9 protein-coding genes are annotated in these 22057 nt (G+C 60.5%); 6 read left to right on the forward strand and 3 right to left on the reverse strand.

Annotated elements, in window-relative coordinates; all coding sequences use genetic code 11:
* The first annotated feature begins 557 nt into the window (after positions 1 to 557).
* From G494_RS24785 to G494_RS0120525, 6 genes are all read left to right on the forward strand, one after another.
* Entirely contained in the window at positions 558 to 2408 is a 1851-nt protein-coding gene (locus G494_RS24785; RefSeq protein ID WP_084457177.1) for an efflux RND transporter periplasmic adaptor subunit, read from the forward strand.
* A gap of 68 nt (positions 2409 to 2476) precedes the next feature.
* Positions 2477 to 4561, forward strand: coding sequence for a hypothetical protein (locus G494_RS27205; protein WP_208597727.1), 2085 nt, complete (start codon positions 2477 to 2479; stop codon positions 4559 to 4561).
* Positions 4562 to 4571: 10 nt separating this feature from the next.
* A complete protein-coding gene (locus tag G494_RS24790) occupies positions 4572 to 6539 on the forward strand; it encodes a preprotein translocase subunit SecA (RefSeq protein ID WP_051305929.1) in 1968 nt (655 codons plus the stop codon).
* Positions 6540 to 6688: 149 nt separating this feature from the next.
* Positions 6689 to 12064 carry a DUF4347 domain-containing protein gene (locus G494_RS0120515; RefSeq protein WP_028586011.1) on the forward strand — a complete coding sequence of 1792 codons (5376 nt, stop codon included), beginning with the start codon at positions 6689 to 6691 and terminating at the stop codon, positions 12062 to 12064.
* 6 nt (positions 12065 to 12070) lie between these two features.
* Positions 12071 to 14950 (forward strand): ATP-binding protein, encoded by a 2880-nt coding sequence (locus G494_RS25905; RefSeq protein ID WP_028586012.1) that lies wholly within the window; start codon positions 12071 to 12073, stop codon positions 14948 to 14950.
* A 77-nt stretch (positions 14951 to 15027) separates the two neighbouring features.
* On the forward strand, positions 15028 to 16767 hold the full coding sequence (locus G494_RS0120525; RefSeq protein WP_028586013.1) for a putative bifunctional diguanylate cyclase/phosphodiesterase: 1740 nt from the start codon (positions 15028 to 15030) through the stop codon (positions 16765 to 16767).
* A gap of 7 nt (positions 16768 to 16774) precedes the next feature.
* On the opposite strand, the gene G494_RS0120530 is transcribed toward G494_RS0120525, so the two are convergent.
* From G494_RS0120530 to G494_RS24800, 3 genes are all read right to left on the reverse strand, one after another.
* The gene (locus G494_RS0120530; protein ID WP_028586014.1) at positions 16775 to 18460 is read right to left on the reverse strand and encodes a TolC family protein; all 1686 of its coding nucleotides are present in this window, start codon (positions 18458 to 18460) and stop codon (positions 16775 to 16777) included.
* A gap of 10 nt (positions 18461 to 18470) precedes the next feature.
* Positions 18471 to 19361, reverse strand: a complete 891-nt coding sequence (locus G494_RS0120535) for an efflux RND transporter periplasmic adaptor subunit (RefSeq protein ID WP_153305981.1) — start codon at positions 19359 to 19361, stop codon at positions 18471 to 18473.
* Positions 19362 to 19814: 453 nt separating this feature from the next.
* On the reverse strand, positions 19815 to 21098 hold the full coding sequence (locus G494_RS24800) for a DEAD/DEAH box helicase (RefSeq protein WP_051305931.1): 1284 nt from the start codon (positions 21096 to 21098) through the stop codon (positions 19815 to 19817).
* Between the last annotated feature and the right edge of the window lie 959 nt (positions 21099 to 22057).

Below are 22057 nucleotides of genomic sequence, written 5' to 3' on the forward strand. Positions count from 1 at the left end.
GGCTATACTCTGGCTAAATTGCTGCCTGCTTGTACCGCCATCGCCTGTGCTGGCTCTGCGTCATGCCCGCGCAGGCGGGCATCCAGGTTTTCCGGTATCGTTTCCAGGTATCGTTTCCAGGTATGTTTGCAGAGCGGCTCTGGCAGGTCGCCTGTCGCAGGTCGCAGGGCATAAGGGTCATGCCGGTTGAGGGTGTTGCCTTGTGTTTTCCTGCCACGATCTCGGTCGATCTCGGTCGATCTCAAGACACGGATGTGCAGGGGGCTGCGGAGACTGGATTCCCGCCTTCGCGGGAATGACGACTGCAAGACAGCAGGGTTATTACTGTCGGCCACCCCCTGTGTCAGGATGTCTGTTCGCTGGCAATGATGGCTAAGAGAGGAATGCCCGTGAGGGGAAAACCCCTTGCTGCTGATGCCTTGGCAGGGCCGGATAGGCCAGAAAAGCAGAGTGCGGCCCGTGATCTATGATACAATGGCAGAGGGCTGTAGTCCTGAGCAGCCTTAAGGCGAGTTCCTAAAATAGCTTCAGGTACACGTGCAGGTGAACACTCTGAGATGTCGATGTTGAATGAACAACAGCTCCAGGAGCAACTCCGGACCCCCCAGGGGGAGGGGGAATTTTTTGCCCGCTGGCTGGAACTGCAGAGCCCTCGAATCGGAGGGGTGAGGCGGGCTGCTGTTTTTTTGGCCGACCGTGACCAGGCCTTTGTGGCCGTTGCCGCCCAACCGGCAGGTTTCCGTCCTGGTGCCGCCTTTCACTCCCTGGTTGAGCAGGTCAGGGCAGAGGGCCGCGAGCTCGTGGTCAAGATAAAGGAGCAGTCCCCTCCTGAGCCCCAGACCAGCCCCGGCCATTATCTCGCCATGCCGGTCATGGAGCAGGATCTGCTCAGGCTGGTGGTGGTGTTTGAAATCAGCGAGCGCTCCGCTGCCTCCTGCCGGGAGGCCATGGGTCAGCTCTGCTGGGGTCTGGCCTGGCCAACAGAGTGGTTGAGCAGGCGGCAGTGTCTGCAGGAACAGGAGCGTTGGGCGCGACGCAGTGAGCGGCTCCAGGGGGTCTTGGAGCTGGCTGCCCGCTCCCTTGATCCCCGGGATGGGCAGGCTGCGGCCCTGGCCTCGGTCACTATCCTGGCGGAAAGACTGGCCTGCGACCGGGTTGGAGTCGGCCTGGTGGAGGGCAGGCAGGTGAAGCTGGTGGCGGTCTCCAACACGGCCCAGTTTGATCGGCAGCTGAACCTCTCCCGTGCCCTGGCAGACCTGATGAACGAGGGGGTCGACCAGCAGGAGACCCTGATCTATCCCCCGGCTGACGCGGGACGGGGCGCGGTTCTCCAGCAGCACCGGGCCTATGTCCAGCACTACGGTGCCGCAGCCCTGCTGACCATCCCCTTTGTCGATGTTGATGGCGTGGCTCTGGGCGCCTATAGCTTTGAGCGGGCCGAGGAGCAACCCTTCAGCGGTCAGGAGGTGGATTTATGCGAGGCCGTGGTGGCCCTGGTCGGCCCCACCCTGGTGAGCAAACACCTCAATGATCGCTCCTGGCTGCGAACCAGCTGGGATTGCCTGCGCAGCCAGTGGGGCAGGTTGGCGGGGCCCGGGAATATCGCCTGGAAGGGAGGGGTACTGGCGGCGCTGCTCCTTGTTCTGGTCTGCCTCCTGGCTGGCGGGGAGTATCGGGTGGCGGGGGACACCACCCTGGAGGGTACGGTCCAGCGGGTGGTGATTGCCCCCTTTGACGGCTTCCTTGATGAGGCCCTTCATCGGCCCGGTGATCTGGTCGAGCAGGGAGCGGTGCTGGCCAGGATGGAGACCCGGGAGTTGGTGCTGGAGCGAATCAACTGGAACAGCCAAAGCCGGCAGCACCAGTTGGAGTACCACCGGGCGGTTGCCGAAAACCAGGTGGCCCACTCCAGGATCATCGAGGAGCAGGTTGCCCAGGCCGGGGCACGGATTGCCCTGCTTGACCAGCAGATATCCCGCGCCGCCATCAGGGCTCCCTTTGCCGGCCTGATCATCCGGGGAGACCTGAGTCAGGCCATCGGCGCCCCTGTGAAATATGGCCAGGTGCTGTTTGAGATTGCCCCCCTGGATGCCTACCGGGTGGTGATCGAGGTTGATGAGCGGGAAATTGAGCAGGTCTGTTCCGGGCAGAAGGGGCGGTTTCTGGTCAATGCCCTGCCCCAGGAGTCCTTTCCCTTTGTGGTTACCAGGGTTACTCCGGTATCCCGGGTCAGCAAGGGGCGGACGGTCTTCCGGGTTGAAGGGGCCCTGGGAGAACAGCCTCGCCAGCTTCGTCCCGGGATGCAGGGGCTGGCCAAGATCAGTATCGGGCAGCGATCCCTGCTCTGGCTCTGGAGCCATGAGCTCCTTAACCGGCTCAGGCTGTGGCTCTGGGCAGTGCTTCCCTGAGGCGGACAACCATGCAGGCCTCTCCCTTTAATCCTTCCTGGTACCGGGTTGCCGGTTTGCAGCCACGGATGCGTAAACATAACCAGATCCATCGCCAGGTCCATCGGGGGGAGCTGGAGTACCTGCTCCACAACAAGAGCAGCGGTCGGATATATCGTTTTTCTCCCCTGGTGTATGGGGTCATCGGCCTGATGGATGGTCGGCGAACCGTCCAGGAGATCTGGGAACTCTCGGTTCAGCGTCATGGTGACCAGGCCCCGGGCCAGGACGAGATTCTCCAACTGCTCAGCCAACTCTTTGCCGCGGATGTGCTGCTTGTAGATGTGGAGCCGGATCTGGAGGCGCTGCTGCGTATCAGGGAGCAGCGCTCGGCTCCGTCCAGGGGGAGGCCCCGGGGAAACCCCCTCTTCTTTCGAATCCCCCTGCTGGATCCGGATCGCTTTCTCAGCGCCAGCTTTCCCCTGTTCAAGGTGCTCTTTTCCTGGCCCTTTCTTCTGCTCGCTCTGCTGTGCTTTGCCGGAGCCGCGCTGCAGCTGCGCCTCCACTGGGCAGCCTTTACCTCCAGCGGCCTGGAACGGGTGCTGACCCTGGAAAATATGGCGATCATCTTCCTCCTCTACCCCCTGGTCAAGGGCATGCACGAGCTCAGCCATGGCTATGCGGTCAAGAAATGGGGGGGCGAGGTGCACGAGATGGGCCTGATGGTGCTGGTCTTTATGCCTCTTCCCTATGTCGATGCCAGCTCGGCCTCGCTTTTTCCAGGGAAATGGCAGCGGTTTGCCGTGGGGGCAGCCGGCATCTACATGGAGCTGCTCCTGGCGACCCTGGCGGTGTTCTCCTGGCTGGCCTGGGAGCCTGGGCTGGCCAGGACCGTGGCCTTTAATCTGATCGTGATCAGCGGTCTGTCCACTCTGCTCTTTAACGCCAATCCCCTGGTGAAATTCGACGGTTATTACATGCTCTCCGACCTGCTGGAGTTACCCAACCTGGGGCCGCGTTCACGCCAACAGCTCGCTCTTTTGGTCCGCCGCTACCTCTTCGGTCTCTCCCCTGAGGGGGAGGTGGTGACCACGCGGCGGGAACAGGGCTGGCTGCTGGCCTATGGGCTGAGCTCCATCCTCTACCGCACAGGGATCTCCCTGGCCATACTCTGGTATCTGAGCAGCCGGTACCTGGGCCTGGGGCTAGGCTTGGCGCTCTTCGGCATCTGGGTGATGTTGGCGGCACCCCTGGTGAAAGCTGCCGGCTCCCTGGAGGCAACAGCCGTCCGCCAGGGCAAGAGGGGCGTCTTCCTGGCACGGACAGGGCTGCTTCTGGTTGGCGGCCTGCTGGTGCTGTTGGTGCCGCTGCCCCATCTGAGTGTGTTGGAGGGCGTGCTCCGTCTGCCCGAAGAATCCTACCTTCGGCCCGGAGGGGATGGGGTGGTCAGCGAGATCGTCGCTCGGGAAGGGAGCCAGGTCCGGCCCGGAGAGCTCCTCATCCGTTGCAGTGACCCTGGCCTGGTGAATCGGCTTACGGTTTTGCAATCGCAGTTACGTGAATATCGTCAGCGCTATCAGCTTGCCCTGGCAGTGGATCAAACCGAGGCCCGGATCATCGAGGAGCAGCTGCAGCCCCTGGAGCAGCGTATTGGTCGCCTCCGGGAGCAGCAGGAGGCGCTGACCATCTCCAGTCAGGTCAAAGGCCGCTTTATCCTGGCCAATGGCGCAGATCTTGTCGGTCGTTTTGTCCCTAAGGGAGCCTTGCTGGGCTATGTGCTGAACCGGGCGACTATTGTCCGGGTTGCGGTGGAACAGCCCTCCATCGAGCTGGTGCGCAGCAGTCGGCCGCAGGTGGAGCTGCGCAGCGTAGCAGCACCTGCCATGGTGCTGCAGGGCACCATCCTCCGGGAACTGCCCGGGGCGACCAATACCCTGCCCAGCCCTGTTCTCGGCAGCGCAGGGGGGGGTAGGATCCCGGTGGAGTCCGATGACTCCGGCAATTTCACCACCTTTGAGCGGGTCTTCCTCATCGATCTGGCCCTGGCCAAACCCCTGGATGCAATCCTTGTCGATCAACGTATCCTGGTTCGTTTTGATCATGGCCGGGCCTCCCTGGCCTGGCGTTTCTACCGATTCTGCAGGCAGCTCTTCTTGCGGCGTTTGGATGGCTAGGGGGGCAGGTATGGGGCGCAGCTCGAGGCGGCGAAGAGAACAGCAGGGGGCGGCTGTCGGAGCTGCGGAACGGTTCTGGCAGCGGTTTCCCGGCTATTGGCTGGGTCGGTTTTGCAGCCGGAGGGCCCTGGCGAGGCAGCTCGTCCCGGAGGTGGAGCAGCACTGTCGCCAATATGGGGCCGCCTCTGCAGCGGCATTGGCCCGGGAGGTGGACCGCCTGCGGCTGGCCCTCTATCGGGACGGATTTAGCCAGGCCAACGTGGCCCGGAGCTTTGCCCTGATCAAGCTCCATGCCGGCCGCTCCCTCTCCATGTCCCATTATCCCAGCCAGCTGCTCGGAGGCTGGGTGATGCTCAAGGCCATGGTAGCGGAGATGGATACCGGCGAGGGCAAGACCCTGACCGCGACCCTGCCGGCGATTACCGCGGCCCTGGCAGGTATTCCGGTCCACGTGGTCACCGTGAATGACTATCTGGCCCGGCGCGATGCCCGTTGGATGGAGCCCCTCTACCGCAGCCTGGGGCTCAGCGTTGCCGCCGTTGACCATGCCCTCACCCAGGAGCAGCGCCGCCGGGCCTACCGTGCCGATGTGGTCTACTGTACCGCTAAGGAGCTGGTCTTTGACTATCTGCGCGATTACCTGGCAGACAGGGGCGCTGCCGGTCCCGGCCTCCGGGCTGTTGAACGCCTCTGTCGGGGAGAGCGCCAGGGCGGCCTGCTCTCCCGGGGGCTCGGCTATGCCCTGGTGGATGAGGCGGATTCCGTGTTCATCGATGAGGCTGTAACGCCCCTGATTATTTCCGGCACCGGCAGCAACAGCTTTGAAGAGAAGGTCTACCAGCAGGCCATGGCCTTGGCCGGGGAGTGTTGCCAGGGCACGGATTTCACTCTGGAGCCCACCGGTGGCGGGCTTTGCCTGAGCCCGAGCGGCTACCAGCGCTTGGAGCGCTTTGCCGCGCAACAGGGAGGCTTCTGGGCCGGTCGCCGCCAGGGAGAGTTTCTGTTGGCCCAGGCCCTGCGGGCCCTGCATCTGTTTCAGCGGGATCGGGACTACCTGGTGGCTGATCAGGTCGTTCAGATCATTGATCAACAGAGCGGCCGCGTCCTGGAGGGGCGCAGTTGGGAGCACGGTCTCCATCAACTGATCGAGTGTAAGGAGCACTGTCCGCTCACCGGGGGACGGGAAAAACTGGCCTCCATTACCTATCAGCGTTTTTTTCAACGATATCAACGCCTGTCCGGGATGTCCGGCACCGTTCGGGAGGTGCGGGGAGAGCTCTGGCAGGTTTACGGCCTGCAGGTGGTGCGGATCCCCCCCCATCGGCCCGGCGCTCGTCTTCACTTGCCGATCCTTATTTTTCGCAGTGAGGAGGAGAAGCTGGCAGCCGTGGTCCGTTCACTGGCTGTTTTCCTGGAACTCGGACGACCGGTGTTACTGGGTACCCCGGTTCTTGAGCTCTCCGAGCGGCTGGCTGCAGATCTTCGCCGCCAGGGGCTTTCCTGCAGGGTGCTCAATGCCCTTCAGGACGCGGCCGAGGCAGAGGTGGTCGCCCTTGCCGGTCAGGAGGGGAGGATAACGGTGGCCACCAACATGGCCGGCCGAGGTACCGACATCTGCCTGGGAGAGGGGGTCAGGGAGCGGGGCGGCTTGCATGTGATCGCCACGGAGATGAACGATTCTCCCCGGATTGACCGGCAGCTCTTCGGTCGCTGTGGTCGCCAGGGAGATCCCGGTTCCTGCCAGTTGTTTGTCTCCCTGGAGGATACCTTCTTTCGCCCTCTGCAGGAGAAGGCCTGGGGAAGGCGTCTGCTCAGCTGTCTCCCCCCGGGCAGGCCCTGGGGGGATCGCTGTTTGAGGATTGTGATCGGCCTGCTCCGCTGGTACTTGGCCAGGAGGGGGGTGCAGGCGCGTAGGCTGCTGCTTGAGCAGGAAGCGCGGCTGGACAGCCTGCTGGCCATATCGGGCAGGCGGGAGTGAGTCAAACGAGGTCCCTGATCCGCTTCGGCGCGGCGAACAGGGCGTTTGCTGTCTGGTTAAGGTATGATTATTGCTTGTCTAAGCAAAGGATTGGCAGCCCTGTTCTGCTGTACACTTTGATACGCCAGAGGGAGGTCGGGATGAGGTGGATGAGATCTGAGCGCTTTCTGTTTGAACCCCTTGAGCAGCGATTGCTGTTGTCCGCGGATATGGCCCCATTAGCGGTCACTCCGCCCGAGGATACCAGCCTGGATCAGGCTGCGGAAACAACCTCTGCCTTTCAGGGCGATGTCGTGCTCCAGGATGCCGGAACGCCCGCAGCAACGGCGGAGGGTGAACCTCCTCCCCTGGCCGGAGCCGAGGATGCCGGGGAAGAGCAGTTGCCGGAGGCGGAAGCCGGGCTGAGCGGGGATGAGGGGGCGGATCCAGCAGAGCCGGCAGAAGTCTTAGACCAGGAGGCAGCCCTTGATGACGAACAGGACCAAGCCCTGTCTGAGGGGGCGGCTGCTGCTTCGGGCCAGGCGATAGCAGCAGATGCAGAGAGCCCGCCCGCGGAGAGTGAGGCAGGTGCGCCAAGCCAGGGGCAGGAGGCTGCCGCCAGCCAGGTCGATGAACTGATCCTGGTCAATGACAACCTTGCCGATCATCAGCAGCTGGCCGACTACCTGGCCGACTCGGAAGACGACACCACTCGCCATGAGGTGATCCTCCTCGACAGCAGCAGGCCGGGGATCGATCAGGTTTCCTCCATCCTGGAGGGCTACAGTGATGTGCAGGCCGTACACCTCTTCAGCCATGGTGATAGCGGCTCGGTGCAGCTGGGCTCCAGCTGGCTCTATGACGAGACCATCGATGCCTACAGCGAGCAGCTCAGGGCTTGGGGCGATTCCCTCACAGAGCAGGCAGATATCCTTTTCTATGGCTGCAACCTGGCCGCCGATGAGCAGGGCAGGGCCTTGACCGACAGGATAGCGGAGTTGACCGGGGCCGATGTGGCTGCCAGTGAGGATGCCAGCGGTCACTCCCTCTTGGCCGGTGATTGGGAGCTGGAGTATGTTCAGGGCCGCATCGAGGCCGAGTCGCCCCTGAGCGCGGCCGGCCGGGCAGGCTGGCAGCATCTCCTGGCAGAAGAGTCGATCGCAGATGACTTCAACTCCGGTGGCTACAGCGGCAGCAGCGGTTCCCAGCCCTGGGCAGGGGACTGGACAGAGATCGGTGACAACTCCAACGGCCCATCCACAGGGCGGATCAGGGTGATCAGTGGTGAGCTGCGGTTGAAAACGGCGGACAGTGAGCAGTCCATCCGGGGGATCAGCCGGGAAGCAGACCTCAGCTCTGCCACCGCAGTCTACCTGAGCTATGACTATTTCGCGCTGGAACTTGAGGGCTCCGGAGAAGTGCTGGCCCAGATCCGTAAGGACGGCGGCAGCTGGACCACCCTGCGAGAGTACAAGATCGACTCCATTGAGAGCGGCAGCGAGTTTTTTGATGTCAGCGACTATGTCTCCGCTCAAACCGAGATCCGCTTTGTTTCCGAGGGCAAGGATGACGGTGGCGGCTCAGACGGTAATGACCATATCTTCATCGATAATATCCGCCTGGACTACACCACCACCAGTTTTGAAACCGCCTTCTGGCTGAGCACCGATGGTCACCCGGATGGCGAAGGCCAGCCCGGCACCGATACCTGGAGAAGGGGTGATCTGGTCCGTTTCGCCAACCCCAACCTGACCCTGGAAGACGGGATCGATCCCGCCAATCTCAGCACCAACGGTACCTTTGCCATGGGTGCGGAACTCAGTACCTTTATCAACGATAAGAATATCAGCGCCATGCACTATGTCAGTGCTGATCAGCTGCTCGGCGCCTCAAACCTGCAGCTCTCTGCCGGAGACCTGATCCTCGCCTCCCGGGATGCCAGCGACTTTGCCGGCCTGGCAGTGGAGGCTCAGGATGTGGTGCTCTTTCATCCCGATACCCCCGGTGATTACAGCAGCGGCACCTTCACTATGCTCCTTAAAAATCTCTCCACCAAGGAAATTCGCGCCATCACCCTGGTGGAGCAGGATACCCGGGTCGGTGATACCGATCTTGCGGCCGGCGACTTCCTCTTCAGTGATGATGTCGGGGGAGAGGAGAATCTGATCCGGCGTTTTCAGACCATCGATGTCGGCCCCACCTCCACCAGCGGCACCGTGACCGACCTGCTGAACGGGAACGCTGCCAATGTCCAACTGGATGAAATCACAGGTATTGATCTGGTGGAGACGACCCAGACCATCGGCGGCAGGACCATCAACTCCGGGCAGATCCTCCTGACCAGCAAGCACGACGCTGTGGTCGGCACCAACAATCTGAGTGTGACCAAGCAGGATATCTTTGCCATCTCTGTGGCTGCCGGCAGCGGTGATGTCAGCGCCTCCCTCTTTTTTGAGGGGGATGACCTGGGGCTGGACGAGGGCAAAGAGGCCCTTGATGCCCTCTCCCTTACTTCGACCAACAACACGGCCCCCCAGGCCAGCAACCTGAGCGCCGCTGAAACCTACACTGAAGACACCCCCCTGAATCTGACCGATATCGTGATCACTGATAGCGAGGGCAACCAGGTCAGCGTCACCCTCAGCCTTTCCGACAGCGCTGCCGGCAGCCTGAGTACGGCCACCGCAGGTTCCGTTACCTCGACCTTTGTCGACGGGGTCTGGAGCGCCTCCGGGGCCCAGGACGATGTCAACACCCTTCTGAGCGGGGTGACCTTTACGCCCACGCTCAACTATGACAGCGACTTTACCATCGCCACCAGGGTCGATGACGGCATCACCCCGGCCCAGACCGGGGTCAAGAACATCACCGCCATCCCGGAAAACGATGCCCCGACCGTCACCAATCTCAGTACCCCTGAGACCTATACCGAGAATCAGGATCTTGATCTGGTCAATATCGTGATCAGCGATGTGGACAGTGCGACGGTCAGCGCCACCCTGGTTCTCTCGGATTCCGCAGCAGGGAGCTTGAGCATCGCTACCGTGGGTTCCACCAGCTCCAGCTATGACGGGGCTAGCGGAACCTGGAGCGCCACCGGTTTGCTCAGCGAAATCAATGAGCTGCTGGCCGGGGTGATTTTTACGCCTGTCGCCGGTTATGCCAGTGACTTTACCATCCAGACCAGCGTGGACGACGCTACGGCCCCGGCAGTGACCGGCAGCAAGGATATGACGGCCTCCACTGTGGCGAATAATCCCCCCACGGCAAGCAACCTGGATACGGCAGAGGGGTATACCGAGGATGTTTCCCTGGATCTCACCGATATCGTCATCTCCGACAGTGACAGTCCCAATGTGAGCGCGCGCCTGACCCTCTCCGATACCAATGCCGGCGGATTGACCACGGCCACCGTGGGAACGGTGAGCTCGACCTATGATGCCGGCACCGGCGTCTGGTCGGCCAGCGGCGCCATCGCCGATGTCAATGCCCTCCTGGCCGGGGTGAGCTTTAGCCCTGCAGAGAATTACACCGGGAATTTTTCCATTGCCACCTGGGTGGATGACGGGGTGAATCCCGCCATCGGCGGGACCAAGGACTTCACGCCAACCGCCGTGGATGATCCGCCCACGGCAACAGGGCTCGATACGGCCGAGAGCTACACCGAGGATACGGCCCTGGACCTGAGCGATATCGTGATCAGCGACGTGGACAGCGCGACTCTCAGCGCCAGCCTGACCCTCTCTGATCCCGCTGCCGGGAGTCTCAGCATCGCTAGTTCCGGCGGGGTCAGCTCCAGCTTTGACCCTGACAGCGGGGTGTGGAGCGCCTCCGGGGCCCTGGCCGATGTCAATATCCTCCTGGCCGGGGTGAGCTTCAGCCCGAGCCTGAACTATGACAAGGACTTCAGGATCGACACCAGGGTTGAAGACGCCACCACCGTCCTGAGCGGAGCTAAGGATATGATCGCCACCGCAGTCAACGATGCCCCTGCCGCCACCAACCTGAGTGCAGCCGAGAGCTACACCGAGGATACGGCCCTGGACCTGAGTGATATCGTGATCAGCGACGTGGACAGCGCGACTCTCAGCGCCACCCTGACCCTTTCTGATCCCGCTGCCGGAAGCCTCAGCACCGGCAGCTCGGGCGGGGTCAGCTCCACCTTTGACCCGGGCAGCGGGGTGTGGAGCGCCTCCGGAGCCCTGGCCGATGTCAATACCCTCCTGGCCGGGCTGGTTTTCACGCCTAGCCTTAACCATGACGGCGATCTGAGCATCGCCACCCAGGTTGACGACGGCCTTGCCCCTCTGCTCAGCGGTACCATCGACCTGGCAGCTACTCCGGTGGGAGATACCCCGGAGGTGAGTTCCGTGTCCACGGACCCGACGACCCAGAGCGACCTGATCTTTGTCACTCCCCATGCCGACGACGGCCCAGAGGTGACCCATTTCCGAGTATCAGCCATCACCAACGGCTCGCTCTTCCTGGCAGACGGTACGAGCGAACTCCATAACCATGACTTTATCACCGTGGCAGAGGGGGCGGCCGGCCTCCGCTTCACCCCTGATGCCGCTGTCAACGGTAGTTTTGAGGTGGAATCCTCTGAAGATGGGGTGAGTGTCGCCCTGCAGAGCGGGGCAAGGGTGGCAACCGTTACGGTCAACAGCCTGGCTCCGCTGGTGGTGACCAGTCCTGAGCCTGTGCCTGATGAAGGGCTGGCTGTGGTGGCCGAAAGCGGTCTGGCACCACCAACAGCGGTCTCGATCACCGAGCCGGTGGTAGGAGAGGGCGATCCGCTGCTCATCCCCGGTCTGCCCCTTAAGGAGTCGTTGCCTGAGCCGTTGGCCCATGTCGGACCCTCTCAGAGCACCCCGGAAGAGACTCCGGAGGAGGGGGCTGATCCGGCGGAGGAGGTGACGGCCGGGGAGCTCTTTCAGCAGGGCGAGATGGACCAAAAACGATCCCTGTCCAGGGCCGAATTGATGGGACCGGCGGCCACGGCAGCGGATTTTAACCTTGATTTAACCTTCAGGCAGGAGATACAACAGGGACTGGGGGCAGGTGATCTTGAGCAGGTTGCGGCAGCCGTCCGCAGGTATGATAACGAACTTGGCCGTCAGGACCTGGATGTTGAGATGAATGAGGTCCTGGCGCTGATCTACCAGAAGCGATCCATCCTGGAAGACCAGGCCCTGAGAAACAGCCTGGATCTCCTCCGTGACGAGACCACCCGTGAAGCCCGTTTTGAACGAACGGTCATCGGCTCGGCCATTGCCGCCTCCACCACCCTGTCGGCAGGCTATGTGATCTGGATGATCCGCAGCGGGGTCCTGCTCAGCTCGCTGCTCTCTTCCATGCCGGCCTGGCAGTTGGCCGACCCCCTGGCCATCCTCAGCAGACAGCGGCAGGCTGTTGATGATGGGGATCCGGATGACTCCCTGGCAGGGATCATCAACAGAGAAAAAGAAAAGAACAGGTCGTCCCAGAGGGGCGAACCAGGGAAGGGTAGGGATGAGCTCCAGACCGGGTCCCGTTCCGGGAACTAAGATATCATGAAGTTGACCGCCAAGACCAGAGTCTCCCTGGGGCTGAGCTCCATCCTGATCTCCCTGGTTTTGCTGGCCGGCTTTGCCGGCTTTATCCCTGATCGTTACGGGGCCATCCGCCAGGGCCGCTCCGCCCTGGCAGAGTCCCTGGCGATCTATAGTACGGCCCTGCTCCGCCAGGCTGACCCGCAACGGTTACTCCAGGATTTTGACCTGATCATCGAGCGCAACCAAGACCTGCTCTCCATCGGCCTGCTCAAGGAGAGCGGCCACTACTATACCCAGAGCAGGGGGCATGGAGAGTACTGGCAGGCCATGGAGGGAGAGTATTCCAAACCCTCCCAGATTCGGGTACCGATCTGGCAGGGAGCCGATAGGTGGGGCCAGCTGGAGATGGCCTTTACCGCCCACCAGGGTGGTCTGTTCCGGGATCTCTACCATGACCCGACCATCCGTTTGCTGCTCTTCATGGCAGCGATCGGTTTTGTGAGTTTTTATTTCTATCTGGGCAAGGTGCTTCGTCATCTGGATCCTTCCCAGGCTATTCCCGGGCGTGTCCGGGCAGCCCTGGACACCATGGCAGAGGGACTCCTGATTATCGATCAGAAGGAACAGGTGGTCCTGGCCAATAAGGCCTTTGCCGATCTGCTCTCGGTGGACCCCTCCCAACTGATCGGCGTGACCACCGCTGAATTTTCCTGGCTCGATCTGGAGGGCAATGAGCTGGATCACCAGGAACAACCCTGGAAAAAAGCCCTGGCTGAGCGGAGGGTGCAGAGAGACGCCATGCTTAAGTTGGCCCTGTCGGAGACCAGGATCTGCACCTTCAAGGTCAACTGCTCCCCTGTGCTGGGTGACGGTAAAAGCCATGCCGGGGTGTTGATCAGTTTTGACGATGTGACCCAGCTGGAGAAAAAAGAGGTCGAGCTGCGCGAATCCAAAGAAAAGGCAGAGGAGGCCAACCAGGCAAAGAGTGTCTTCCTGGCCAACATGAGCCACGAGATCCGGACCCCCATGAATGCGATCCTGGGCTTCACCGACCTGCTGAAACGGGGCTATGTGAAGAACGAAGAGGAGAGTCTGAAGTACCTCAATACCATCCACTCAAGCGGCAGAGGGCTGCTCGATTTAATCAATGATATCCTTGATCTCTCCAAGGTGGAGGCCGGCCGTCTTGAGGTCGAGCAACTGGCGACCAGCCCCTACCATGTTCTCCGGGAGGTGGTGCAGATGCTGGAGAGCAAGGCGCTTGAGAAGGGGCTCGGGCTGCGTCTTGTTGCCTGTACCGGCTTGCCGGAAACCATGACCACCGATCCGGCCCGCCTGCGGCAGATGGCCTTTAATCTGGTCGGTAATGCCATTAAATTCACCGAGCAGGGATCGGTGACCGTGGGCTGCAGCCTGACGCGCAAGCTAGGCACTCATCAGCTGCTCATAGAGGTGACAGACACCGGTATCGGCATGGAGGCGGATGCCCTGGAGGATATCTTTGACCCCTTTGTCCAGGCCGATACCTCGGTGACCCGCCGTTTCGGCGGTACCGGTCTGGGGCTGGCCATCAGCCGCAAATTTGCCCGGGCACTGGGAGGCGATATCAGCGCGACCAGTACCCCGGGGACAGGGAGCATCTTTTCCATCGTCTTGCCCCTTGATGCCACCGAGGCTGGTGTTACCCTGAGTCCGGAGCAGTTGGCCGCCGTAGCCCAGGTTCAGCAGGATGGCGAGCACGAGCATTGGCGCTTTGCCTTAGGCCCGGTCCTGGTGGTGGACGACGCTGCTGAAAACAGGGAACTGGTCAGGGTGCTCCTGGAGGAGGCGGGCGTGCAGGTCGATGAGGCGGAAAACGGTCAGGTTGCCCTGGAGATGGTCCAGGTCAAATCGTACCAGCTTATCCTCATGGATATTCAGATGCCGGTCATGGACGGCTACACTGCCGCCTCCCTGATGCGTCAACAGGGTATGGAGCAGCCTCTGGTGGCCATGACCGCCAACGTGATGAAGGGCTTTGAAGAGGAGTGTCTGGCACAGGGCTACTCCGACTATATTGCCAAGCCGCTGGATATCAACCTGTTCATGGGCCTGATGGCCGCTTATCTGGACGGGAAGCAGGGTACTGCGGAGAGGGCGGCTTCCGCCATGCCCCGGCTTGACGTTCGGGCCGACGGGACCCTTGCCCCGGAGAAGAGATTGGCATCGGTTCCGGAGTCGCAGTCGGCTCAGGCTCCGGTCATTTCCACCCTGGCTGACCATCCTAAGCTCCGCAAGGCTGTGGAGCAGTTTGTTGATCGCCTGGAGCTTGAGTTTCCCAAGATGGAACAGGCCTGGCAGGAGGGCGACCTGGAATCCCTGGCCCCCCTTGCCCACTGGTTGAAGGGTGCAGCCGGAACCGTGGGCTACCACGATTTTACCGAGCCGGCGGCCCTGCTGGAGTCCCACGCAGAGCGGGGTGACCTTGAGCAGGTGGTGGCTGTGGGCCAAGGTCTGCAGGCCCTGGTCCATGCCCTGGTTCGTCCCGGTGAACCCAGCAGCGGCTCCGAGTCTCCGGCGGCCGCCGGGCAGCCGGAACCCATCTCCCAGGACCAGCCCCCGGTCCTGTCCGCACTGGCCGATCATCCCAAACTCAAGGTGGCTGTCCAGCAGTTTGTCGATAAATTGCCCGGCGAGATGGAACAGATGGCCCAGTTGTATCAGGCAGGGGAGCTTGAGTCTCTGGCCAGGAGTGCTCATTGGCTCAAGGGTGCGGCTGGGACCGTGGGCTATCATGCCTTTACCCAGCCGGCGACAGAGCTGGAACAGTTGGCCCGGGCAGGTGACCTTGAGCAGCTGGCTGCGAGGCTGCAGCTGGTTCAGCGCCTGGCCGGAGCCGTGGTGCCGCCTCGGGCATAGTATAAGGCGTCGTTTTGAAAGAGCAGGAAGAGATATCTCATTTGTCTAGACAGGATGTTGTAGAGGGGATGGTCGATATGGAAAAGAACGCGCAGGGTATCCAGCACGCAACCATCGTGATGGTTGATGATGAGCCGACCACCATGTATGTGGTCCAGACCTACCTTGAGGAGTTCGGTTATTCCAACTTTATCCAGGTTGAGGATGCGACCAGGGCGGTGCGGACGGTGGAGGAGAGTCTGCCTGATATCCTTTTGCTCGATCTGGTGATGCCCGGGGTGTCCGGATTTGATATCCTTCAGGAATTACGGGGCAGAAAGCGGTTCAAGTATCTGCCGATTATCGTTCTCACCAGTTCCTCGGATGCGGAAAACAAACTCAGGGCCCTGGAACTCGGGGCCACTGATTTTCTGGCAAAACCGGTGGATAAGAGTGAGCTGGGCTTACGGGTGCGCAATACCCTGGCTGCCAAGGCCTATATGGATCAGCTCGCCTTTTATGATCCCCTGACCCAGCTGCCCAACAAGTTTCTGTTTGATGACCGCTTTGCCTGGTCCCTGGACAAGGCCAGGCGCTACCAGGATCGGCTGGCCCTGATGAACATCAGCATTGACAATTTTTCCAGGATCAACGCCACCATCGGGGTGGATGCTGCAGACCAGGTGCTCAAGGTGGTGGCGAATCGTCTCTCTGCCCTGGTGAGAGCTGCGGATTCGCTGACCTTTTCCCTGGAGGAAACCGACTTGAGCCTGAGCCTCTTTCGCCTCGAGGGCAGTGTCTTTTCGGTCTTACTCGATCGAACCAGGAGTGCTGAGTCAGCTGCCCTGGTGGCAGAGAGAATTCTTGGTGAGATCAGGAAACCAATCCAGGTGGGCGAGAACGAGCTCTATATCACCGCCAGCATCGGCATTGCCAACTATCCCGATGAGGGGGAACTCGCCGCTACTCTGGTGCAGCTGGCCAACAGTGCCAAGGACTTTACCAAGAACCAGGGCGGCAACTCCTTTCACTTTTCCTCTCCAGCCATCAACAACCTCTACCAGGACCGCTTACAGCTGGAGTCAAAGCTGCGCAGGGCCCTGGAGCGGGAAGAGTTTATCCTCCACTATCAGCCCAAGGTGGATCTCCGGAGCGGTATGATCACAGGGGTGGAGGCCCTGCTGCGCTGGCAGCCGGCAGGCGGAGCACTGGTTCCTCCGGGGCGATTCATTGCTCTTCTGGAAGAGACCGGACTGATCATCGAGGTCGGTGCCTGGATCCTTAAAGAGGCCGTGTCTCGCCAGTTGGCCTGGAGACAAGCCGGCATCCCCCCCCTCTCCATGGCCGTCAACCTCTCGGTCAAGCAGTTGGATGATCCCGGTTTGTTTGAGCTCTTACAGCAACTGGGGCAGGAGACAGCGCTTGGACCGGAGTTGATCCATCTTGAGATTACCGAAAGCCTGCTGCTGGCTGATATTGATGCCAAGGTCGCATTCATGGAGCAGGTCAGGGCCCTGGGCTTCAAGATCTCCATCGATGATTTTGGCACCGGCTACTCTTCGCTCTGTTACCTGGCGCAGTTGCCCGTGGATGAGCTGAAGATTGATCGTTCTTTTATCCGGGATGTGGCGGAGATGGAGGAGAGCCGGGCGATCGTCTCCTCCATTATCTTCCTTGCCAAGAGCCTGGGCCTCTCCACCGTAGCAGAAGGGATCGAGACTCCGGAGCAGCTGAGCTTTCTTGGGGAGGCGGGCTGTGACCTCTTCCAGGGCTTTTACTTCAGCAAGCCCTTGGCAGAGGAGGCCTTGCTCAAGTTGCTGGAAGCGGGAGAAGCCTGAGCAGGCGCTATCGGTGGTTGGCAGGTCCTGGGGATGACCCCTGGGGGGGCAGCTCGATCTCCAGCTTCCGGAGCAGGCTTCCCCGGGCCCAACTGAGGTCGAGCAGGGCAATGTTGAGGTTGAGGACCGAGCGGAGCTGATTGCGTTGTGCCAGGTAATAGTCGTCCTGGGCGTCCAGGAGACGCTGATTATCTATCTGGGCCAGCTCAAAGCGGCTGGCTTCACGTTTGAGGACGCGTTGATGGGCCCTGCTTGCTGCTGCGGCTGCAGTGATCTCCGCTGTCAGCGCCCCTATCCTGTCGTCGGCAGAGTCGATTTCAGATCCGATCTGTTCACTGACCTTTTTCAGCTCAAGCTGTCTGCGTTTATGCTGTAATTTGGCCTTACGATATTCGGCCTCGGTCTTGTTGTTGCCCAGGGGGTACTCAAAGCTCAGGCCCACAGACCAGCTTGCCTGGTCGTTCTCCAGGGTATCGCGGATGGGGACGTTGTTGTCACCAAGGGCATTGCGGCTATAGCTGGCAACCAGATCAAGGGTTGGCAGCATGGTGTGCTTATTCCGCTCCTCCTCCACCATCGAGGCATCGAGCTCCAGTCTGGCGATGGCCATCTCCGGTCTGGCCTGCAGCGCCTCTTCCAAGGCTGCGCTCCGCTCAAGGGGCGCTGCCTTGGTGGTGATGGTTTCTGTGGGTTCAATGGCGGCCTGGCTGTATGGAGACGATGCCTCTTTAAATCCCAGGAGCAGCCGCAGCTGCTCCATGGCGGTTTTCAGGTTCCTGGTATCGGCATAGAGGTCCAGCTTACGTTCCTGGAGGACCGAGTCTGCCCGGTCGATATCCAGGAGCTTGGCCAGCCCAAGTTCTTCCTTGCTTGCCAGCTTCTCCAAAATCTCCTCTGCCGCCCTCAATCCCCCTCTACTGATCTGGAGTTGGTGATAGTAGTAGCTCAACCTCCAATAGGCCACGGCCACTTCCCGTAAGACGGCTTGTAAGTTTTTCCGGTACTGCTCCTCGGCAATCTTGACGTTTAAAGCGGCAACCTGGATCTTGGCTTTATTGGAGACATCACCAAATTCTTTGAGCAGTGCCTGGCGGAGTTGCAAGGTAAGGCGACTGGTATATTGGGGGTTGGGCAGGATGAGTTCACTGTTGCTGTCCAGATGATCGGCTTCCAGGTAGATGGAGGCCGTGCCTCCGCTTGGCAGGGGTTTTCTGATCCCACTGCGGGCCAGCCAGCCATCTTCAAGCAGGCTGTCCTTGCCGCTGGAACCGTCGGTGCCGTTGTCCAGCTTGGATTGGATGGGGCGATCAGTACTGTAGTAGTTGCCCTCTGCAAAGAGGGAGGAGTCGTGAATCGAGGCCGTTGATTTCTCCGCCTCCCGAGCAATGGAGGGGTAGAGTGTGGCCACCTGAAGCTCACGGTTGTTGGCTATGGCCAGCTGGAGCGCCTGTTTAAGATCGAGCTGCAGGGGAGCCGCCTCTGGCCGGGTCTTTGTTGCCCGAGCAGCCGAGGGCCCGGAGACGGAGTCCATGGACTGAGGGTTGTCTTGGCCATGGCTGGGTGCCTGCTCCAGGGGGAGGGCTTGGGCAGCTCGGGCCCCGGAGCAGGGCATGAGGGCGAGCAGGACGGTCACCAGGCTGATCAGGGACTTCCAGGCGCTGAACTTCTTCGAGCTTCGGTCAAGAGGGGACATAGTGGGCTGCTTATTGGCTGTTGGTAGAGCTGGCCTGCTCCATGGTACCTGGAAAAGAGACCTTGACCCGCTCTCCTGCCGGCCGCTTGGCTGGGTTGTCGGCCATGACCGTGACGGTACGGATGTTGGCGGCAGCGTCGGCAACCATGGAGATCGTTGCAACGGCGCCCCTAATCGTGGCCCCATCATCATAGCTGATGAGGGCCTCCTGATCGATGCGTAGTTGTCCGGCCAGGGACAGGGGGACGGGTACGGCCAGTTCCAGGGGGTCGATATTGACGATCCTGACCACGGGCTGCAGCGCCTGGACCGATTCGCCCTGCTCCACCAGGATGTTCTCGACAATACCGTTCATGGGGCTGCTGAGCTGCAACCTGTGGATGGCCTCGTTGACGCTCTTGAGGTGGAGAAGATCCTGATCGTGTTCAAATTGAGCCATCTGCAGTGCCAGCAGGGCACTGTCCCTGGCAAAATCGGCATGTTCCACTTCCCACTTGGTCACCGCACCATTATGGCTGGCAGTGGTCAACTTATCCAGGTAGGTGTCTTTCTGGGCCAGTTCGTTTTTTGCCAACAGAATCGGGGTAGGGTTGTTGGCTCTGGCAGTGAGTAAATCGAGCTGGATACGCTCCAGTTCATCCTCCTGACGGGCCAACAGTGCTCCGGCCTGGACCCGCTCACCCTCGGCTACTGCTATGGCCAGGATTTTACCGGCCTGGACAAAAGAGAGCTCAACATCGGAACTGGGTTTGGTGATGGCGGCAATGGTTGCGGCAATGGTCGCGGTGGTCAGGCCAGGTCTTGGTTCGACTCCAAAGAGGAGCGCCGGCAGAGAGAGGAGGAGCGCGCTGATGAAAAGGAGCGACCTGAATGGAAGAGTGCTTGTCTTTTTTGTCATCATACCGGTCAACAACAGAGAGAAGATGGGGGCAGTCAAGCCTCGGCTGGAGTGTGGTTGCTCCTTTTTATCCAAGGATACCGCTGTTAGAGCGTACTTCGATTATACTACCCCAGGTAGCGGCTAAAGGCCAACTTGAAAAATGGCTTTTTCTTTCCGTCTTGGCCTTGCGCTTAAGATTTTATCTTTTGAATATCAGGCATATGCCTGCGGTAACGTTTGTCGCGCGTTTTGCCCTTGATCAAAGATTCTCATTTTTCAAGGTACCCTAAAGAAGAATGGAACAATGGAGGGGCAGCGTTTTTTCAGGGCGAGGATCGGAGGAGCGTTGCTCCTCTGCAGCTGCAGAGGGGAAAAGAATAAGGCGGGACGTTGGGGACGGGGCGAGCAGGCGTCCCCGGCCGCCCCGTGAAGGGGCGCGACCAGGGGGACGTAGGCAGGGCTATGCCAGAGGGGCTATGGTCTTTCCCGTCTCTTGCTGCCCTGTACCAGCGGCTTTCTGGGTGGCCGTTTTCCCGGCCGTTGGCCGGCTCGGTGATCCGGCTTGGCCGGGTGGGCCTTTTTGGGTCGTGCCTGGGGGCGATCCAGGCGGGGAGCCGGGACATCGTTGACAGGTTCGAAGCCGACGATGTATTCCCGGGGAATGCGGTTCTTGATCAGGCGCTCGATGGCCGAGAGCTGCTTGAACTCATCGGCACTGACCAAAGAGATGGCCTGGCCGCTGGACCCGGCCCGTCCGGTACGTCCGATCCGGTGGACATAATCTTCAGGCACACTGGGCAGGTCAAAGTTGACCACCTGGGGCAGCTGGTCGATATCCAGACCCCGGGCAGCGATATCCGTGGCTACCAGTACCTGGACCGTCCCCTTCTTAAATCCTGCCAGGGCCTTGGTTCGGGCATTCTGGCTCTTGTTGCCGTGGATGGGCACGGCCTGGATATCCTTGGCCAGCAGTTGTTTGGTCAGGCGGTTGGCCCCGTGTTTGGTCCGGGTAAAGACCAGCACCTGGGACCACTGCTGTTCCTTGATCAGGTGGGTAAGCAGGGCGGGTTTGCGCTTCTTGTCCACCGGGATCATCTGCTGGGACACGGTTTCCACGGTGGTGTTGCGCGGAGTCACCGAGATCTCCACCGGATTCTGGACCAGCTTCTTGGCCAGGTTGCGGATCTCCACCGAAAAGGTTGCCGAAAACATCAGGGTCTGACGTTTGCTGGGCAGCAGGGCCAGGACCTTGCGGATATCGTGGATAAAGCCCATGTCCAGCATCCGGTCGGCCTCATCCAGGACCAGGACCTCGATCCGGTCGAGCTGGACACACTGCTGGTTATGGAGGTCGAGCAGGCGGCCGGGGGTGGCCACCAGGATATCCACCCCCTGGCGCAACTTTGCGATCTGGGGGTTGATCTTGACCCCGCCAAAGACCACGGCCGAGCGCAGCGGCAGGTGGGCTCCGTAGGCGGTGACGCTCTCCCCAATCTGGGCGGCCAGTTCGCGGGTGGGGGTGATAATCAGGGCCCGGACCCGCTTGGACTGACTGCGCTGACCTTTGGCGAGTTGTTCCAGGATCGGCAGGGTGAAGCCGGCGGTCTTGCCGGTGCCGGTCTGGGCGGCGGCCATGACGTCTTTGCCCTCCAGGACTGCAGGGATGGCCTGGGCCTGTACCGGGGTTGGAGTTTCGTAGCCCTGTTCGGCAACGGCCTGGAGCAGGGGGGCGGATAATCCAAGGGAAGTAAAATTCATAGGGTTGTCTCTTCTGGTCCTACATTGAGGTTATACACCATGGCGGCCGTGCTCCCCGCAGTTCAGGGGGCAGGCCTTTCCTTTGCCGACTGCTGGTCGGGATGGTGTCAGCTGATTATATGGGGTTGAATATGATTCCAGCGTCCAGGGGCGCTGACCGGGATGAGGCGTCGTGATTGATACGGGTGAGCCCTTTCTGACTGCGGCTGGTTAAGCTGGTTGAGAGCCGTCTGTTGCTGTATGGGCGGCTACTGCAGCCTGCTCCGGATAAGATGCGCCTGCCTCAATAGCATTTTTTGCCGGTTTACGCATAAGAAATCGGTTCCAGGGGTAAGATGCAGTGGCTACACTGATAGGTGCCCCCAGCCCGGTCGTCAAGGGGAAGAGTTTGTTAATACCTTTTTCTCAGCGCTATCTTTTTGATATATGGTCCTTTGTTCGAAATAATGATCTGCCCTGTTTGACAGGGTGGAGGATGATAGTTACTTTAAAGGTGTCTTCATCTCTCCTTTATTGAAGACAGGCACCCTGGCCTTCCTCTCGCCCAGCACATAAGGTCAGGGTGTTCCTTTGTCGGGCATCCCTTGACATCCCTTGCATAAGCTCTTGTCTCATCCCCCTCTCTCCATTCTTTGTCGGTCATTCCTGTTTAGCCGGCTTAGGGGGCTTAGGCACTAATGCAGGCTGCCGCTAAGCAGGCAGGTGCCCGGTAGGCTACCTTGAAAAATTGCTTTTTTTTCCAATCTCTGCGTTATGATAAAAATTTTATCCTCGGAATATCAATTATATGCCTGCGGTAAAATTTTCCCCATGCCTTGATCTAGATCGAAAAATCTCATTTTTCAAAGCGCCTTGTCGTCATTCCCGCGGAGGCGGGAATCCAGTCTCTGCGGAATCCTGAAGCCCCCTTGTCCCCGGATCCTGGCAGACAAACCAAAGGGAACCGCCTCCACCCTTCT

Origin of the sequence: Desulfogranum mediterraneum DSM 13871, from assembly GCF_000429965.1 — a bacterium.
In the GTDB taxonomy this organism is placed as follows: Bacteria; Desulfobacterota; Desulfobulbia; order Desulfobulbales; family Desulfobulbaceae; genus Desulfogranum; species Desulfogranum mediterraneum.

Coding starts and splice junctions, on each gene's coding strand:
- G494_RS24785 (WP_084457177.1), top strand. CDS start 558: ATGTCGATGTTGAATGAACAACAGCTCCAGGAGCAACTCCGGACCCCC.
- G494_RS27205 (WP_208597727.1), top strand. CDS start 2,477: ATGCGTAAACATAACCAGATCCATCGCCAGGTCCATCGGGGGGAGCTG.
- G494_RS24790 (WP_051305929.1), top strand. CDS start 4,572: ATGGGGCGCAGCTCGAGGCGGCGAAGAGAACAGCAGGGGGCGGCTGTC.
- G494_RS0120515 (WP_028586011.1), top strand. CDS start 6,689: ATGAGATCTGAGCGCTTTCTGTTTGAACCCCTTGAGCAGCGATTGCTG.
- G494_RS25905 (WP_028586012.1), top strand. CDS start 12,071: ATGAAGTTGACCGCCAAGACCAGAGTCTCCCTGGGGCTGAGCTCCATC.
- G494_RS0120525 (WP_028586013.1), top strand. CDS start 15,028: ATGGAAAAGAACGCGCAGGGTATCCAGCACGCAACCATCGTGATGGTT.
- G494_RS0120530 (WP_028586014.1), bottom strand. CDS start 18,460: ATGTCCCCTCTTGACCGAAGCTCGAAGAAGTTCAGCGCCTGGAAGTCC.
- G494_RS0120535 (WP_153305981.1), bottom strand. CDS start 19,361: ATGATGACAAAAAAGACAAGCACTCTTCCATTCAGGTCGCTCCTTTTC.
- G494_RS24800 (WP_051305931.1), bottom strand. CDS start 21,098: ATGAATTTTACTTCCCTTGGATTATCCGCCCCCCTGCTCCAGGCCGTT.